The sequence below is a fragment of the Achromobacter sp. UMC71 genome (genome assembly GCF_014170305.1).
Classification (GTDB): Bacteria; Pseudomonadota; Gammaproteobacteria; order Burkholderiales; family Burkholderiaceae_B; genus Achromobacter.
This window is the reverse complement of the sequence record NZ_LZZT01000015.1, coordinates 99,514-116,785: the sequence shown is the minus strand read 5'-3', so window position 1 is coordinate 116,785 and position 17,272 is coordinate 99,514. Positions and strand designations below refer to the sequence as shown.

Annotated in this window: 7 protein-coding genes and 1 pseudogene; 3 read left to right on the top strand and 5 right to left on the bottom strand. The window is 65.8% G+C overall.

Annotated elements, in window-relative coordinates; translation table 11 throughout:
• Positions 1 to 34: 34 nt before the first annotated feature.
• Positions 35 to 2,008, bottom strand: a complete 1,974-nt coding sequence (locus A9974_RS06810) for an EAL domain-containing protein (RefSeq protein ID WP_183003372.1) — start codon at positions 2,006 to 2,008, stop codon at positions 35 to 37.
• A 532-nt stretch (positions 2,009 to 2,540) separates the two neighbouring features.
• Here A9974_RS06810 and A9974_RS06805 point away from each other — a divergent pair.
• From A9974_RS06805 to A9974_RS06795, 3 genes are read left to right on the top strand one after another with little or no spacing between them, the layout of a single operon-like run.
• On the top strand, positions 2,541 to 4,007 hold the full coding sequence (locus A9974_RS06805) for a GGDEF domain-containing phosphodiesterase (RefSeq protein WP_183003371.1): 1,467 nt from the start codon (positions 2,541 to 2,543) through the stop codon (positions 4,005 to 4,007).
• A gap of 36 nt (positions 4,008 to 4,043) precedes the next feature.
• Complete coding sequence (aroC, locus tag A9974_RS06800; RefSeq protein WP_183003370.1) at positions 4,044 to 5,111, top strand: chorismate synthase; 1,068 nt, start codon at positions 4,044 to 4,046, stop codon at positions 5,109 to 5,111.
• A 41-nt stretch (positions 5,112 to 5,152) separates the two neighbouring features.
• Positions 5,153 to 5,992 (top strand): M48 family metallopeptidase, encoded by an 840-nt coding sequence (locus tag A9974_RS06795; protein ID WP_183003369.1) that lies wholly within the window; start codon positions 5,153 to 5,155, stop codon positions 5,990 to 5,992.
• Positions 5,993 to 6,067: 75 nt separating this feature from the next.
• On the opposite strand, the gene A9974_RS06790 is transcribed toward A9974_RS06795, so the two are convergent.
• The 4 genes and pseudogenes from A9974_RS06790 to A9974_RS06755 all read right to left on the bottom strand — a co-directional run bounded on the left by A9974_RS06790 (position 6,068) and on the right by A9974_RS06755 (position 17,271).
• A complete protein-coding gene (locus tag A9974_RS06790; RefSeq protein ID WP_183003368.1) occupies positions 6,068 to 8,035 on the bottom strand; it encodes a LapD/MoxY N-terminal periplasmic domain-containing protein in 1,968 nt (655 codons plus the stop codon).
• A gap of 17 nt (positions 8,036 to 8,052) precedes the next feature.
• Positions 8,053 to 8,736, bottom strand: coding sequence for a transglutaminase-like cysteine peptidase (locus A9974_RS06785; protein ID WP_183003367.1), 684 nt, complete (start codon positions 8,734 to 8,736; stop codon positions 8,053 to 8,055).
• A gap of 131 nt (positions 8,737 to 8,867) precedes the next feature.
• Positions 8,868 to 16,530, bottom strand: a pseudogene (locus A9974_RS29635) (retention module-containing protein).
• 84 nt (positions 16,531 to 16,614) lie between these two features.
• A complete protein-coding gene (locus A9974_RS06755; RefSeq protein ID WP_183003366.1) occupies positions 16,615 to 17,271 on the bottom strand; it encodes a response regulator transcription factor in 657 nt (218 codons plus the stop codon).
• Between the last annotated feature and the right edge of the window lies 1 nt (position 17,272).

Below are 17,272 nucleotides of genomic sequence, written 5' to 3'. Positions count from 1 at the left end.
AAACGCCGGAGGGTGCGAAGAAACAATCCTTCCGTCAACTAGGAACCCATTGGTGGTCAGGCGCGAGGTCTTGCGCGCGGGCGAAGTTTACGACAGCGCCGCGAATCGCGCGTACGCCGATGGTCTCCAGGATGGAGCGAGTGGCGGCGTCGGGCACATCTTCCGCGTACACCGCCATGTTCAGCGACACCGCAGTGGCCACGACCGTGGCGGCCAGGTGCTGGCTGCCAGGGCTGTGCAGGATGCCGGTGATGAAGCTGCCGCACAGTTTCACGTACGACAGGGAATACTCGTGCAGGTGTTCCATCGCGCCGAACTGCTGCGACAGGCGCGCCAGGCCGACGCGGCCGCCCGCCTGGCCGACGATGCGGCACAGCTGGTGCATGTCGGCTTCGTGCTCCACCAGCGCGACGGCATCCACTTCGATGATCAGCCGCGCGGTCAGGGCCGGCCGGTCGGCCAGCATGCGGTCGAGCCGCGACAGGAAGGTGGCCTGGGTCAGCGAGCCCTGGGATATGTGCACCGTCAGCGCGTCGGCGTGGGTGTACAGCCAGTCCAGTCCCAGGCGGATGGCCTGGATGTCGCATTCGGCCGACAGCCCCAGTCGCACCGCCGGCGGCATGAAGATCGAGGCCGGCACCGGATCGGCACCCGCGGCGTCGTGCAGGGTCAGGCTGGCCTCGTGGTGCAGCAGGGTGCCGGACACGTCCGCCAGGGGCTGCACTGTCAATGAGAAGCGGTGCTGCTCCAAGGCCGTGGACAGCGCGTCGTGCCAGCTGTATTCGCCGATGCGGGTGCTGTCGGCCGCCTGGCTGGCGGGGGCGATCTGGTCGTCGTCGACGCTTTCCGCGCACATGAGGGCATGGTCCAGCCGCGCCAGCGTGTCGCTCATGTTGTCGCCCGGGGCGTAGGCGGCCATCGCCAGCGCCCAGCGGCACCAGCCGCGCTTGTCCATGGGCACGCGCAAGGAACGCAGCTCGCGCCGCACCCGCTCGGCCAGGAGGCCCGCCTGGGGCGCCGACGTGCGAGGCATCAGCAGGGCGAAGTCCGAGCCGCTGATGCGCGCCAGCACCGCGGCTGGGCCGCCCGAGCCGTCGACCAGCTTGCGCAGGCGGTCGGACGAGGACCGCAGCCATTGATCCGTGAAGGCGCGCGACAGGTGCCGGTTGATCTGTGCCAGATCGCGCTGGCGGAACATCAGGATGTGGCCGCCGGCGTCGGGTTCCTGGCTGGCCAGCGCCTGCCGGAAATGGTCGATGAAATATTTGCGGTTGGGCAGGCGGGTGACCGCGTCGCGTGAGATCTCGCTTTGCAGGGATTCGATCCGGGCGTTCTGTTCCTGGACGGTGGCGGCCACTTTGCGCTGGGCGTCGACCAGGGCTTGATCCACCCCGGCCAGCTCGCAGGCCCCGATGGGCGTCGGGTCGCCGCCGGGCGCCAGCGCGCGCACCCGCTCGCAGATGTCCCGCGAGGTGCGCGCTTCGATCCAGCGCAGCAGGTTAACGGCGAACAGCGTCCAGAAGACGCCAGCGGCCAGTACCAGGCCGATGACGCGGACACCACCCTGCCACAAGGTGTCGCGCGCCAGCCGGGAGTCCGCCTGGACCGTGACCGAGCCGCGTTGGCGCCCGTCGGCCGACAGGATCGGCCGGGTGGCGGCGGGCGCCTCCATCTTCAGCCAGCTGTCGCGCCAATCCCGTGCCGGGTTGGGCGAGCCGGCCGGCGCCTCGTGGCGTTCCGCCAGGATGTCCCCATTTTCCGCGGTGATGCGCACCAGCGAATACAGGCCGGCGCCAAACAGATCATCCGCCAGCTTGCCTTTGTCCTGCGCGCCTGCGGCATCGTGCGACAGAGCCCACGCCAGGGCGCTGGCGCCGGCCTGGCCCTGCTGGGCCAGCTGGGTATTCAGGTAGCGGTGGGCCGCCAGCATCCCCAGCGCCTGCGCACCGAGCAAAATGAAGGCAATCAGGAGGGCGGTGCAGAGGATCAGCCGGCGTAATGTGGACATGTAGTAGGGGTTCCCTTCGTGGCCCGCACCGTTGCCGGTGCCGCGCAATGCCGGCCTGCCAGTAAAAGGGGGACGTCAGGCAGCGAAAGTGCCCGATCGGGAAAAATGCTGGATAAGAAACGTGACACACGTTACTAATACCTCAGTGTCGTCGCGTACGCTGTAATTCCGCATGTCACAGAACATACAGAATATTACGAAATCACCAGCGACATCAGACAACCTGTGCAATTATTTCGTTCGTGATAATTGCCCGGATGATAACTATTGAGACAGGCCGTATTAATTTTCCGGCTCTGGCTGTCGTAGTAAGGAGACGGCATGGCGCTAAGGACCGGCCAGCGACTGCTATCCAAGGACCGTCATGACCCCTCGCGAGCAACCAGATCAGTGCAGGAATCGAAGGAAAAGGAGCGCGTTGCTCCTGAAGTGTGGCGTTTTTTTGCGAAAATAATGCATAATTTAAAAAATGTTACAGCCCTTGGGTTTCTTTCCGGACCACAACGCCAAGGGTTTCTAGATAGGGGGCTCCGTGCGTGAGAGTTACCTGCTCGCACTGTGCCTGACGCTCGCGGGCGCACTTGCAGCGATATGTTTGTTTTTCGTGCGCAGGGAACGTGTGCTGCGCGATCGGCTGACGCGTGACGAATTGACCGGTGTCCTGAGCCAGCGGGAGCTGCATCGTCGCGCGCGTGCCTGGCTGAACCAGGCTGAACGGCAGTCCGGCAGGGGCGCGTTCGGGCTGGGCGGCGCATCGCATGGCGAGCGCGAAACCCTGGGCATCGCGCGCGCTCGTACGGGCACGCGCGGCATTGGCGCGTTTTTCCTGATCAGTTTTGACCAGTACGCCGAGATCAGCGCCATGCTGCGCGCCGGCGAAGACCAGACCCTGCTGGTGATGGTGGCCGACCGCCTCAGCCTGCTGACCCGCGCGCTGGGCGGCATGGTGGCGCGCAGCGGCACCGACACATTCACGGTGTGCATTCCCGAGGTCGATGAGGTGGGAGCGGCCCAGGTGTCGGCCAAGCTGCTGGAAGACCTGTCGGTTCCCTACGAATTGGGCGGCCGCCCGCTGATCGCCGTGTTCCGTGTGGGGGCGGCGTTGTATCCGGACCACGGCCGCAGTGTGGAAGAATTGCAACGCTGCGTGCAGGTCGCCATGGTGCCGCTGAAAGAGCGGGGCGGGCCCGGCTGGAACATGTTCGACTTTCGCATGCTGGCGCGCCAGCGCGATCAGCAAGGGCTGGAAAACGATTTGCGGCTGGCGCTGACGACGGCGTCCATGGACCAGTTCGAGCTGTACTACCAGCCTGTCTGCGATAGCGGCACCGGCGTGGTGCAGGGCTGCGAGGCGCTGCTGCGCTGGCACCATCCGGAACTGGGCAGCGTGTCTCCGGCCGTGACCATCGAACTGGCCGAACGCAGCGGCCTGATCGTGCCGCTGGGCGCCTGGATCCTGGAACGCGCCTGCTCGCAGGCCGCGCTGTGGCCGGCGGCCTGGCGGGTGCATGTGAATCTGTCGGTCAAGCAGATGAACGAGGACAGCCTGGTCCAGCTGGTGTCCGACGTGCTGGCCTCGACCCGCCTGGCGCCGCGCAAGCTGGTGCTGGAGATCACCGAATCGATCTTCATCCTGCACTATGACCGGCACGTGAAGATTTTGAACACCCTGCGCGCCAAAGGCATCGGCGTGGCGCTGGACGACTTCGGTTGCGGCTATTCCAGCCTGAACCACCTGCGCCACCTGCCCATCGATTGGGTCAAGATCGACCGCAGCTTCATTTCCGCGCTGGAGTCCGACGCCGGCAGCCGCGAAGTGGTGTCAGCCCTGTTCGGGCTGTGCCAGGCGATGCATCTGCCCGTGGTGGCCGAAGGCGTCGAAACCGAAGGGCAGCGCGAAATCCTCAAGTCGCTGGGCTGCCGCGTGATGCAGGGTTTCCTGTTGGGCCGGCCCGCGCCGGCCGCCGAGATTCAGGCTTTGGCCTCGGCGGTGTCATAATCGGGGTTGCTCGCAAACCCGACCTGTTGACTTCCTATGCCCGGCAATACCCTCGGTACCTTGTTCACCGTCACGAATTTTGGCGAATCCCACGGGCCGGCCATCGGTTGCGTCATCGATGGCTGTCCGCCCGGACTGTCCCTGGATGCCGCCGATATCCAGCTTGAACTGGACCGCCGCCGTCCCGGCACCTCGCGCCACGTCACTCAGCGCCAGGAAGCCGACCAGGTCGAAATCCTGTCTGGCGTGTACGAAGGCCTGACCACGGGCACGCCCATCGGCCTGTTGATCCGCAACACCGATGCCCGCAGCAAGGACTATTCCAACATCACAGACACGTTCCGTCCGGGTCATGCCGACTACGCCTACTGGCGCAAGTTCGGCCTGCGCGACCCGCGGGGCGGTGGCCGCTCGTCGGCCCGCCTGACCGCGCCGACGGTGGCCGCAGGCGCCGTGGCCAAGAAGTGGTTGTCTGAACAGTACGGCGTGAAGGTGCGTGGCTACATGAGCCAACTGGGCCCGATCGCGATTCCCTTCGTCTCGTGGGACGACGTGCCGAACAACCCGTTCTACGCGCCCAACGCCGAGATCGTGCCCGAGCTGGAGGCCTACATGGACCAGCTGCGCCGCGACGGCGATTCGGTCGGCGCCCGCATCGAGGTCGTGGCCGAAAACCTGCCGGCCGGGTGGGGCGAGCCCATCTATGACCGCCTGGACGCCGACATCGCGCACGTGATGATGGGCCTGAACGCCGTCAAGGGCGTGTCCATCGGTGCGGGCTTCGACTGCATCGCGCAGCGCGGCTCCGAACACGGCGACGAAATCACACCCGATGGTTTCCTGACCAACCACGCCGGCGGCGTGCTGGGTGGCATTTCCACCGGCCAGCCAGTGACGGTGTCGCTGGCCATCAAGCCTACGTCCAGCATCCGGGTCGAGCGCCGGTCGGTCAACCGCGCCAACGAACCCGTCATGGTGCAGACGCTGGGGCGTCACGATCCGTGCGTCGGCATTCGCGCCACGCCCATCGCCGAAGCCATGCTGGCCCTGGTGCTGATCGACCACGCCCTGCGCGATCGCGGGCAGTGCGGCGATCGTACCTGAGGCCTGGCGGGCCCCGATATTCGCAACCATTGGAGGCCGACATGAGCCGTAACCCCTATCCGTTGCGCCGCATGGTGGCCGTCCTGGGTCTGGCCGCGCTGGCCGGCTGCACGGGCATGAACACCACGCAGTCGGGCGCCATTGGCGTGAACCGCACCCAGTACATGTCCAGCATGGTGCCGTCGCAGGCGCTGGAGCAGGAAGCCAATCAGCAGTATGCCGACATCCTCAAGCAGGCCCAGGCCAAGAACCTGCTGGACCGCGATGCCCAGCAGGTGGCCCGGGTGCGCAGCATCTCGCAGCGCCTGATCGCGCAGGCCGGGGTGTTCCGCCCGGATGCGTCCGGCTGGAAATGGGAAGTGCATGTGCTGACCAGCGACGAGATCAACGCCTGGTGCATGCCGGGCGGCAAGATCGCTGTCTACACGGGCCTGATCAACAAGATCAAGCCGACCGACGACGAGCTGGCGGCGGTGCTGGGCCACGAAATCTCGCATGCGCTGCGCGAGCATGCGCGCGAACGCGTGTCGCAGCAGATGGCCACCAGCCTGGGCTTGCAGGTGCTGTCCATTGCCACGGGGTCCAACGCCGCGTCGGACCTGGGCGGGCAGCTCACCAGCGTGATGTTCACGCTGCCCAATAGCCGCACCCACGAGACCGAAGCCGACCGCATGGGCGTGGAACTGGCCGCGCGGGCGGGCTTTGACCCGCGCGCGGCCGTGACGCTGTGGCAGAAGATGGGGGCGGCCGATAGCGGCAATGCGCCGCCCGAAATTCTGTCCACCCATCCGTCGGCCGCGTCGCGCATTACCGACCTGCAGGCCGCCGCCCAGCAGGTGCTGCCGTTGTACGAGCAGTCCAAGGGCCGCGCGGCGCGCTAGGTCTGAAGGCATCCCTGTGCAAAGGGCATCCGCGGTGACGCGGATGCCCTTTTTTCTTACGGGCGCCCGTCAGTGCTAGGCGGGCAGTTTGACGCCGGGGCCGCGCATCACGGTGATGCCCAAGTCGGCCAGGATGCGGCGCGTTTCGGTGTCCGGCACGTCTTCCGCATACACGGCGATGTTCAGCTTGCGGGCCGTTTCCAGTACCGAGGCGGTCAATTGCTGGCTGCCCGGGCTTTGTGACATGCCGCCCACGAAGCCGCCGCCCAGTTTCACGTACGACAGCGGCAGGGTGTGAAGCTGCGCCACCGCGCCGAACTGCTGCGCCAGGCGGCGCACGCCAATATGGGCGCCGAATTCCGACGCCACGCGCGCCAGGGCGGCGATCTGCTCGTGGCATTCGACCAGGCCGTGCGCGTCGATTTCCAGGAACAGGCGGCGCGCCAGCGCGCGGTGCTCGGTCAGCAGCAGTGCCAGCTGGCGCAGGTATTTCTGGCCGCGCAGTGAGGGCAGGGCGACGCGCAGGGCCAGCTCGCCTTCGTGGGTGGCCAGCCAGTCCAGGCCCAGTTCCACGGCCTGCAGGTCGCAATCGGCCACCAGGTCCAGCCGCACTGCCGGGGGAATGAACAGGGTGGCGGGGATGGGAGCCTGGTTGGCCGCCGTGCGCAGCATCAGCATGGCTTCGGTGCGGACATGGCTGCCGTCGGCGCGGCGCAGCGGCTCGGTGGCCAGTTCAAAACGATGGCCTTCCAGCGCCGACAGGATCGCGTCCTTCCAGGCGCGTTCGCCGGACTCGGACGGGGACTGCGCGTCGGCGGCGCCAGCGATCACCACCTGGTCGTTGCCGGCGCTTTCCGCCCGCATCAGGCCGAAGTCCAGCCGCGCCAGCACCGGGCCGGCCTGGTTGCCCTGGCTGTAGTCGGCCATGGCTTGGGCCCAGCGGCACAGGTGGCCTTCGCCGACGGGGATGCGCGAGGCGTGCAGGTCGGCCCTCAGCTGCTCGGCGATCATCATGGCTTGCGGCGCGGCGCAGCCCGGCAGCAGCAAGGCGAAGTCCGAACCGTTCAGGCGGGCGAGCAGGGGATTGGTCACATGCAGCGACTTAAGAGATCCCTGGATGCGTTCGCAGGCGGCGCGCAGCCACTGATCGATGAATTCGCGCGGCATGTGGCGGTTCAGGTCAGCTAGATCGCGCTGGCGGAACACCAGCACATGGCCGCCGTCGATGGGCGGACGGGCGGGCGTGCCGCCCTGGACCGGCCCGGCTTCGAGCGCACGGCGGAATTCGTTGACGAAATATTTGCGGTTGGGCAGGCGGGTGACCGGATCCTGGTTCAGTTCCAGTTCCAGGGATTCGATCTTGGCGTTCTGCTCTTCGACGCTGGCGTAGACGCGTTCACGGGTCTGGTTCAGGGCCTGGACCACATCGGAAAGCTCCGGCACGCGCGCCTGCATTTGCTGCGGCGGCGTGTCCTGGCCGATGCTGCGGACATGGTCGCTGATCTCGCGCAGCAGCCGGTTCTTGATCCAGCCCACCAGCGCAAAGGCGAACAGCGCCCAGATCAGGCCCGCGCCCACCACCAGCGCAATCATGCGCAGGCTGCTGCGCCACAGGGCTTCCCAGGCGTAGGCGTCATTGGCCACCAGCGTCACTTCGCCGATCTGGCGCCAGCCGTCGCTGACCGCGTGCGACGCCGACTGGGCATCGAGCGGCGCCAGGGCCTGGAACCAGCGCGGCACGGACGCCCCGGTGGCGGTGGCCCGGCGCTCGATCAGCACTTTGCCTTCCGGGTCCGCCAGGCGCACCAGCGAAAAATGGCCGCCGTCGAACAGCGCGGACACCAGCAGTTCCTGCACCACCGGGTCGTTGTTGGCCGGCTGCGACAGGGACAGCGCCAGCGACACGGCCGCGTCGGTGCTCTGCACCTGCAGCTGGCCCGACAGGTATTCGCGCGCGGCGTTGACGCTGAGCGCCAGGGTGCCCAGCAGGATCACGCCGATCGCGAGGGTGACACTGAGCAGGAGCTGTCGAAGTATGGACATAGTCTTGGTTCCGGACATCAGGGGCGTATGCCTTCCCGTTCCATGCGTTGGAGTAGATCACGCCAGCGGCTGAGGCGGTCAACCGGTGCGGCGGGTTTGCCGTCGACGTACACGCCGTCGGCGTTGAAGCTGAATACCGGCGTCAGGTCGCGCCGTTGCGACGCCGGCAGAATCGTGGAAATCAGGCTGTCCAGCACCAGCGGCACCGCGTTCGGTGTTTCGTAGTAGCCCAGCACCATGTGGGCGATCTGGCTGCTGCTGGCCGGGCCGCCGACGCGCGCGCGGACATAGATGAAACGCAGCTTGTTCGCCGGCACGCCCATGGACAGCAACGTGAAATATTTGCCGATGACGTAGTCTTCGCAGTCGCCGGCGCCCTTGCCCAACGATTCGAGCGGGGTGGCCCAGTAGTCGTCCTTGCCCCAGATCGTGATGTCGTCGCCGGACAGCAGCGCGCGGTTCCAGAAATCGTTCGCCACCGCCAGCTTGTCTTTTTCCAGCGCCGGGGGCGGGCTGTGCAGCAATTGCAGCCAATTCGACACCGCTTTCGCGCCCTTGGCGCCATAGCGGCTGGCCGACAGGCTTTGCAGCTTGTCGGCGTTGATCTCCAGGGCGAAACTGCCGCCCCAGCCGCAAGCCAGACAAAGCAAAACCCATCGGCACAGATTCAGCGTGACGCGGAAACGGCGGGTTGATGGCATGAAACGGATTTTCACATTTTTCCGGAGGATTCAGGCGTCGTCCGGAAAAAATCCCCACGCATGCGGCCGCTTGCCGCGCTTGCCGTGCATCGATCCGGGAAGGGCCGCGAACGGCCCCTCCCGGGTCAGGCTTAGCTGTGGTCGACGTTCAGCTTCCCCTTCTGCAGCAGGTCGTTGATGATGGCCTGGTTGTTCATCTGCCCGCCCTGGGTCAGGTCGATGTTTTCCAGCACGATCTTCTGGTCCGCGCCCTGCGAGCCCAGCTTGCCCTGCGTATTGACGTCGATGACCGTGTTGTTGCCTTCCTTGTGGAAGTTCAGGTACTGGGTCAGCGTGCCGTCCTTTTCGCCGACCAGCAGGTCCTTCAGGTCCAGGATGTCGCCGCCGTCCGACGGCTTGGCCAGCGAGAAGTCCTTGATGGTGTCGACAGCGGGCTTGGCGAGGGTGCCCTGGTCGCCCAGTTCCCACTTGAAGGTATCGCTGCCGGCGCCGCCGATGAGGGTGTCATCGCCCTTGCCGCCGATCAGCAGATCGTTGCCGTTGCCGCCTTCCAGTGTGTCGTTGCCCGAACCGCCGTGCAGCACGTCGTTGCCGTCGCCGCCGTACAGCTTGTCGTCGCCGGCGCCGCCGTAGATGATGTCATCGCCATCGTCGCCGTACAGGGTGTCGTTGCCGCCCTGGCCGTAGATGATGTCGTTGCCCGTGCCGCCGTGGATGGTGTCATCGCCGCCGCGCGGGTCATCGGCCAGGTTGAAGTCGGCGTGGTGGTCCTTGATGTACTGGTACAGGTCGCCGCTGCTCGGCGCGTGCCCGTCACGCATCTCCAGGAACACCTGCAGCGCCTTCAGGCCCGAACCTTGCACCAGGTCGCTGGGGCGGCCGCCCACGGAGCTCCAGTTCAGGACATTGCCGTCGGTGTTGAGCGTGTCGCCGAAGATGATGTCGTTGCCGGCGCCACCGTTGATGATGTCGCTGCCGACGGCGGCCGGGTCCGTGCTGGACGAACCGCCTTGCAGCGCGGCGGCAAGATCCTTGGCGGTATTGACGATCTGGGGCTGGCCAACCGAGCCCGTGACGGTTTGGTTGGGACTCCACCAGTAGTCGCCCGGGAACGAGACGGTGCCCGATCCGGTGACGCTGGAGTTGTCGAAGAACTTCAAGTAGCCCTCGTTCACGCCCGTCCCGATGCCGATGGCGTGCACCGTGCTCTTGCCGCTCAGACCCTTGAACGCGTCAACGGCATCCTTCATGTCACGGTAGTCGGTGGCGCTGCCGCTGCCGTTGCTGCCGTTGTTGCTGAACGTGGGGTCGCCGTCGGTCAGGAAGTACGTGACGTTCTCGAACGTCTTGCCGTTGGACGTCGTGGGTTGCTTGTTGAACCAGCTCAGCGCTTCCTTGAACGCGCCTTCGTAGTTGGTGCCGCCGCTGGCGCTCAGCTTCTCGATGGCCTTGATCAGGTCCAGGACGTTGGTCGAGTTCAGGCCATTGACCGAGTACTTGTTGCTGGCTGTCGACTCGAAGCCAATCAGCGTCACGTTCACGATGCCGTCGTGGCCCTTCAGGCTGTTGGCCAGGTTCTTGAGCGCGTCGATGGTCAGCTGCATGCGCGAGAGGCCGCTCGTGCCGGACGCCTCCTTCATACTGCCCGACGTATCGACGACGATCGCGATGTTGTAGTTCTTACCCGGCTCGACTGTCGTGACGGTGCCGCCCTTGTCGCCAAGGATGACGTCGTCGCCGCTGCCGCCGTTGATCGGCGGCTTGGTGCCGGTGCCGCTGCCGTCGTTATCGCCCGAGATGAAGTTGTTGGTCTTGATCGCGAAGTTGTAGTCGCCCGACGTGTCCTTGCCGCCGTTGGCGGTGCCGCCGGTGTCGCGCACCTGGAAGCCGAACGAGGTGTCCTGGCCCGCGGCCGACGGCGTGTAGACCAGCTTGCCCGCGGCGATATCCGCGGCGGAGATCACGGCGTTCACCGAGACCGCCTGGCCGTTCAGGGTCAGCGTGCCGTCGGTCGGCAGACGCGTGATGATCACGCTTTGCAGCTGGTCGCCTTCGGCGCCGTCGTTGAAGTTGAACTCGGCGGTGGTGAACGCGTGGCTCGAACCGGCGTCAACGCTGGTTGCGTTGTCGGCGGCGACCGGCGCGTCATTGGTGCCGACCACGTCGACCGTCACGGTCTGCTTGGCCGAACCGTCGGCGGACGTGACTTCGAAGGTTTCCTTGAGTACCTTGCCTGCGGGCAGGTCCTGCACGGCCTTCAGGCTGTTGTTCAGCTGGTAGGTCCAGTTGCCGTTGGCATCGATCGAGAACGTGCCGTACTTGCCGGCCACGCTGGCCTGGGCTACGACGCTGCTCTGGCCGGCATCGGCGTCAGAGACCGTGAGCTTGCCCGCGATCTGCAGCGTCTTGTCCTCGATCACCGTGCCGGTAGCCTGGCCGGTGATCTTGGCGATGTCGTTGGTGCCGGTGATGGTGACGGTGATGTCCTTGGTCGCCGTGCCGCCGTTGCCGTCGTCCACCGTGACCTTGATGGTGTCGGTGACGGTCTGGCCTTCGGTCAGGGCCTGGACCTTGGCGCTGCCGTTGTCTAGCACGTAGGTCCACTTGCCGTTCTGGTCGACGGTGAAGGTGCCGTAGGCGCCCTTGCCGTCGTTATTGACGGACCAGGTGTGTTTGTCGTTGACATCCACGTCGGCCTTGGTCAATTGGCCCGTCGTGGTCAGATTGCCATCTTCCTTGACGTCACCGGTCGCCGCGCCGGAAACCGTCGGGGCGTCATTGGTGCCGTTGATGGTGATGACGACCTGGCCGGTGGTGCCGTCGGCCGTGGTGACCGTGATGGTCTCCGTCAGGCTTTCCTTGGCGCCCAGTTGCTGGACGGCCTTGGCGTCGTTGTCCAGCTTGTAGGTCCAGTTGCCGTTGGCGTCGATCGAGAACGTGCCGTACTTACCCTGGAAGTCGGTCTGCGGCTTGAATTGCGCCTGGCCGGCATCCTTGTCGGTCACGTCGAGCTTGCCGACGGCGGTCAAGGTGGTGTCTTCCTTGACGGTACCCTTGTCGTCGCCCGGCTTGCTGGGGGTGATCACGGCGGCGTCGTTGGTGCCGGTGATGTCGATGGTGATGGTCTGAGTCGCCTTGCCGCCGTTGCCGTCGTCGACGGTCACGGTGATGGTATCGGTGACCTTCTGGCCTTCAGCCAGGGCCTGGACCTTAGCGCTGTTGTTGTCCAGCACATAGGTCCACTTGCCGTTCTGGTCGACGGTGAAGGTGCCGTAGGCACCCTTGCCATCGTTGTTGACGGACCAAGTGTGCTTGTCGTTGACGTCGACGTCAGCCTTGGTCAATTGGCCGGTCGTGGCCTGGGTGCCATCTTCCTGCACCGAGCCAGTGGACACACCGCTGACGGTCGGGGCGTCGTTGGTGCCATTGATGGTGATGACGACCTGGCCGGTGGTGCCATCGGCGGTGGTAACCGTGAAGGTTTCCGTCAGGCTGTCCTTGGCGCCCAGTTGCTGGATGGCCTTGGCGTCGTTGTCCAGCTTGAAGGTCCAGTTGCCGTTGGCATCGATCGAGAACGTGCCGTACTTGCCCTGGAAGTCGGTCTGCGGGCGGAACACCGATTCGCCGGCATCCGGGTCCACGACGTCAAGCTTGCCGCTGGCCGTCAGGGTGGTGTCTTCCTTGACGGTGCCCGCGTCGTCGCCCGGCTTGCTGGGCGTGATGACGGCGCCGTCGCTGGTGCCGTCGACCGTGATGGTGATGGTCTGCGTGGCCTTGCCACCATGGCCGTCATCGACGGTCACGGTGATGGTGTCGCTCAGGTGCTCGCCATCCTTGAGCGCCTTGACATCGGGATTGGTGTTGTCGAGCTTGTAGGTCCACTTGCCGTTCTGATCCAGCGTGAACGAGCCATACTGGCCCTTGCCGTCGTTGCCGAGGGACCAGGTATGCGTGTCGTTGGTGTCGACGTCGTGCTGGGTCAGTTGACCGGTCACGGCCTGGTTGCTGCCTTCCTTGACCTGGCCGGTACTGGTCCCAGTGATGGTCGGGGCATCATTGGTGCCGGTGACCGTCACGGTGATGACCTGGGTCGCCTTGCCGCCATGGCCGTCGTCGACGGTCACGGTGATGGTGTCGGTGACCTTCTGGCCTTCGGCCAGGGCCTGGACCTTGGCGCTGTCGTTGTCCAGCACATAGGTCCACTTGCCGTTCTGGTCGAGCGTGAACGAGCCGTACTGGCCCTTGCCGTCGTTGTTGAGCGACCAGGTGTGCGTGTCGTTGGCGTCAACGTCATGCTTGGTCAGTTGACCCGACACGTCCTTGGCGCCGTCTTCCGTGACGTCGCCCTTGGCTTGGCCGGAGATGGTCGGATCGTCGTTGGTGCCGTTGATGGTGATGGTGACCGTGCCGGTGGTGCCATCGGCGGTGGTGACCGTGAAGGTCTCGGTCAGCTTCTCGTTCACGCCCAAGGCCTGGACCTTGGGATCGTCGTTGTTGAGCTCGTACTTCCAGTTGCCATTGACGTCGATCGAGAACTTGCCGTGTTCGCCTTGGAAGCCTGCCTGCGGCTTGAAGACGGCTTCGCCTGCGTCCTTGTCGGTCACATCCAGCTTGCCATTGGCGGTGTAGATCTTGTCTTCCTGGACCGTACCCGCGTCATCGCCCGGCTTGCTCGGGGTAACGACAGCAGTGTCATTGGTGCCGGTGATCTCAACGGTGATGACCTTGGTGGCCGTGCCGCCATGGCCGTCGTCGACGGTCACGGTGATGGTGTCGGTGGCCTTTTCGCCGCCTTTCAGGGCCTGGACCTTGTCGCTGGCGTTGTCCAGCTCGTACTTCCAGTTGCCATCCTTGTCCACCGTGAACGAACCGTACGTGCCCTTGCCGTCGTTGCTGACGGTCCAGGTGTGGGTGTCGCTCGTGTCCACGTCGGCCACGTCCAGCTTGCCGCCGGTGGTGGTGGTGCCGTCTTCGGCGACCGTGCCGTCGGTCTTGCCGGTGAGCGTCGGGTCGTCGTTGGTGCCTTCGATGGTGATCGTGACCACGCTGGTCGTGCCGTCGGCGGTCGTGACAGTGAAGGTCTCGCTCAGCTTTTCACCGACAGCCAGGGCCTGGACCTTGGGGTCGGTGTCATCCAGCGTGTACTTCCAGTTGCCGTTGGCGTCGATCGAGAACTTGCCATGCTCGCCCTTGGCATCGGTCTGCGGCTTGAAGACGGCTTCGCCTGCGTCCTTGTCCGTGACATCCAGCTTGCCGCCGGTGGTGGCGATCTCGTCTTCCTTGACCGTGCCCGCGTCGTCGCCCGGCTTGCTCGGGGTGACGACGGCCGCGTCATTGGTGCCGGTGATGTCGACCGTGATGACCTTGGTGGCCGTGCCGCCATGGCCGTCGTCGACGGTCACGGTGATGGTGTCGGTGGCCTTTTTCACCTTCCTTCAGGGCCTGGACCTTGTCGCTGCCGTTGTCCAGCTCGTACTTCCAGTTGCCATCCTTGTCCACCGTGAACGAACCGTACGTGCCCTTGCCGTCGTTGCTGACGGTCCAGGTGTGGGTGTCGCTGGCGTCGACGTCGGCCACGTCCAGCTTGCCGCCGGTGGTGGTGGTGCCGTCTTCGGCGACCGCGCCGTCGGTCTTGCCGGTCAGCGTCGGGTCGTCGTTGGTGCCTTCGATGGTGACGGTAACGGTGCTCTGGGTGCCGTCAGCGGTGGTGACCGTGAAGGTCTCGGTCAGCTTTTCACCGACCGCCAGGGCCTGGACCTTGGGATCGGTGTCGTCCAGCGTGTACTTCCAGTTGCCATTGGCGTCGATCGAGAACTTGCCGTGCTCGCCCTTGGCATCGGTCTGCGGCTTGAAGACGGCTTCGCCTGCGTCCTTGTCGGTCACATCCAGCTTGCCGCCGGTGGTGGCGATCTCGTCTTCCTTGACCGTGCCCGCGTCGTCGCCCGGCTTGCTCGGGGTGACGACGGCCGCGTCATTGGTGCCGGTGATGTCGACCGTGATGACCTGGGTGGCCGTGCCGCCATGGCCGTCATCGACGGTTACGGTGATGGTGTCGGTGGCTTTTTCACCTTCCTTCAGGGCCTGGACCTTGTCGCTGCCGTTATCCAGCGTATAGGTCCACTTGCCGGTGCCGTCGACAGTGAAGCTGCCATACGTGCCCTTGCCGTCATTGCTGACGGTCCAGGTGTGCGTATCGTTGGTATCGACATCGTGCTGGGTCAATTGGCCGGAAACCGTCGCGTCGGGGCCATCTTCCTGGATGCCGCCGGTGGTCGTGCCGGTGATGGTCGGCGCGTCGTTGGCGCCGGTGACCGTGACCGTGATGACTTGGGTGGCCTTGCCGCCATGGCCGTCGTCGACCGTCACGGTGATGGTGTCGGTGACGGTCTGGCCTTCGGCCAGGGCCTGGACCTTGGCGCTGTCGTTGTCCAGCACATAGGTCCACTTGCCGTTCTGGTCGAGCGTGAAGCTGCCGTACTGCCCCTTGCCGTCGTTGTTGAGCGACCAGGTATGCGTATCGGTGGTGTCGACGTCGTGCTTGGTCAGCTGGCCCGTCACTTCGCGGGCGCCGTCTTCCGCGACATCGCCGGCGGCCTGGCCGGTGATCGTCGGGGCATCGTTGGTGCCGTTGATCGTGATGGTGACCGTGCCGGTGGTGCCGTCGGCGGTGGTGACCGTGAAGGTCTCCTTCAGGGACTCGCCCGCGGCCAGCGCCTGCACGCGCGGATCGGTCTGGTTCAGGCTGTAGACCCAGTTGCCGTTGGCGTCGATCGAAAAGGTGCCATAGACGCCTGCGCGGTCGGCCACCGCCACGAAGAAGGACTGGCCGTCGTCGGGGTCCACCACGTTGAGCTTGCCGTTGGCGGTGGAGACCTCGTCTTCCTTGACGGCGCCGGCGTCGTCGCCCGGCTTGGAGGCAGTGATCTGGGCCGCGTCATTGACGCCCACGACCGTGATTTCGACGGTGGCGGTGGAGGTCGCGCCGCTCGGGTCGGTGACCACGTAGGAAATCGTGGTGGTGGCGGTCTGCCCTTCGGGCAGGTGCTGGAAGCTGGAGCCCGGGACGAACACGTAGCTGCCGTCCGGCTGCACGATGAAGGTGCCGCCGTTGGAACCGGTCACGGCGACGCCGCCCGGGGTCATGGGGCGGCCGTTGATCGAAACGATGCTCAGCGGATCGCCGTCGGGATCGCTGTCGTTGGCCAGCAGGTTGCCGCGCACGGCGGTCTTTTCGTCGACGCGGGCGGAATCGTTGACGGCGATGGGCGCGTTATTGGTGTCACCCGCGTCGCCGGTGCCGGCGCCGCTGCCGCCGCTGGACGCGCGGTCCAGCGTGTCGGCGGCTCGGCCCGGGTTGGGGTAGGCCAGGTCCAGCGGGCTGGTCGATTCCAGGATGCGGGCCAGACGGACGAAGCTGCCGCCGCCGTCATCGCCGCTGCCGCCGGTCAGGGTGGCGGCCGTGGGATCCAGGACCTCAAATGGATCCTGCCCGGCCTGCAGGGCGGCCAGCAGGCGGTCGGAGTCGGTGCCCTTGGGCGCGGCGACCGCCGCTTCGGACGGGTCGGCCAGGGGGCCTGCCAAATCTCCGCTAACGGCCACTTCACGGCTTTCCCCGATCACGATCGGCATACCGTTCTCGACTTGCAGGGCCACCGTCGCGCCCGAGGCGGTGACGATGTCGCTGCCGGCGGGCACGTTGCTGCCTTGACGCAGTTCGGTCAGGGATCCGTCGCTATTGCGTATCCACGCGCGACCGGAGAGTTCAGTGACGACTGCGGGGGAAGAGTTGGCCATGTCGGTTCCGTTTCAGGGAGTTATCCAAGATGGCCAGATACTAGAGGCGGACGGCGCGCGGGGGTATTGTCCTCAAGGACAGGTTCAGGAGGGGATTTTGCCGCCCGCGTCCGCCGGCGCCGAAATGCCATGCACCCGCAGCGCCAGCTGCAGGCGGTCGGTGACGCCCAGCTTGTCGAAAACTGCTGACAGATGGGCCTTGACCGTGCGTTCGGTGATGCCCAGCAGGCCGGCGATCTGGGCATTGGACTGGCCGCTGGCGGCATGGCGCGCCACGGTGGTTTCGCGTTCGGTCAGGGCGCCATTGTCCCAGGCCGCGGCATCCTGGGTCCGCTCGGTGACCAGCTTGAGCAGGCGCGTTACCAGCGACCGCCCCATCCAGATGCCGCCGGACGTCACGACTTCCAGCGTCTGCGCCAGCGCCGTCGCGGGGGCATAACCATGGCAGTAGCCCTGGGCGCCCGCGCCCAGGGCCTGCGCGCCTTGCTCGTCATTGGGGCTGGGGCTGGCCACCACGACCTGCAGGCCGGACAAAAGGGGTTGCCAGGACGGGTCCTGCCAGGACGGCAGGCGGGGCAGGCCGGTATCCAGTATGGCCAGGGTGCGGCCCTGTTCGCGCCAGCGTTGCAGATCCGCCAGGCCACGGCCGCGGGCCGCCAGCCAGCGCGCCGGATCCAGGGCGCGCCAGTGCTGCCACAGCAGGTCGTCGTGCGTTACCAACAAGACAGGAACGGATTTCATA

What these genes read in the sequence shown, in the direction of transcription:
- A9974_RS06790 (WP_183003368.1), bottom strand. Translation starts at nt 8,035, where the DNA reads ATGTCCATACTTCGACAGCTCCTGCTCAGTGTCACCCTCGCGATCGGC.
- A9974_RS06810 (WP_183003372.1), bottom strand. Translation starts at nt 2,008, where the DNA reads ATGTCCACATTACGCCGGCTGATCCTCTGCACCGCCCTCCTGATTGCC.
- A9974_RS06795 (WP_183003369.1), top strand. Translation starts at nt 5,153, where the DNA reads ATGAGCCGTAACCCCTATCCGTTGCGCCGCATGGTGGCCGTCCTGGGT.
- A9974_RS06755 (WP_183003366.1), bottom strand. Translation starts at nt 17,271, where the DNA reads ATGAAATCCGTTCCTGTCTTGTTGGTAACGCACGACGACCTGCTGTGG.
- aroC (WP_183003370.1), top strand. Translation starts at nt 4,044, where the DNA reads ATGCCCGGCAATACCCTCGGTACCTTGTTCACCGTCACGAATTTTGGC.
- A9974_RS06785 (WP_183003367.1), bottom strand. Translation starts at nt 8,736, where the DNA reads ATGCCATCAACCCGCCGTTTCCGCGTCACGCTGAATCTGTGCCGATGG.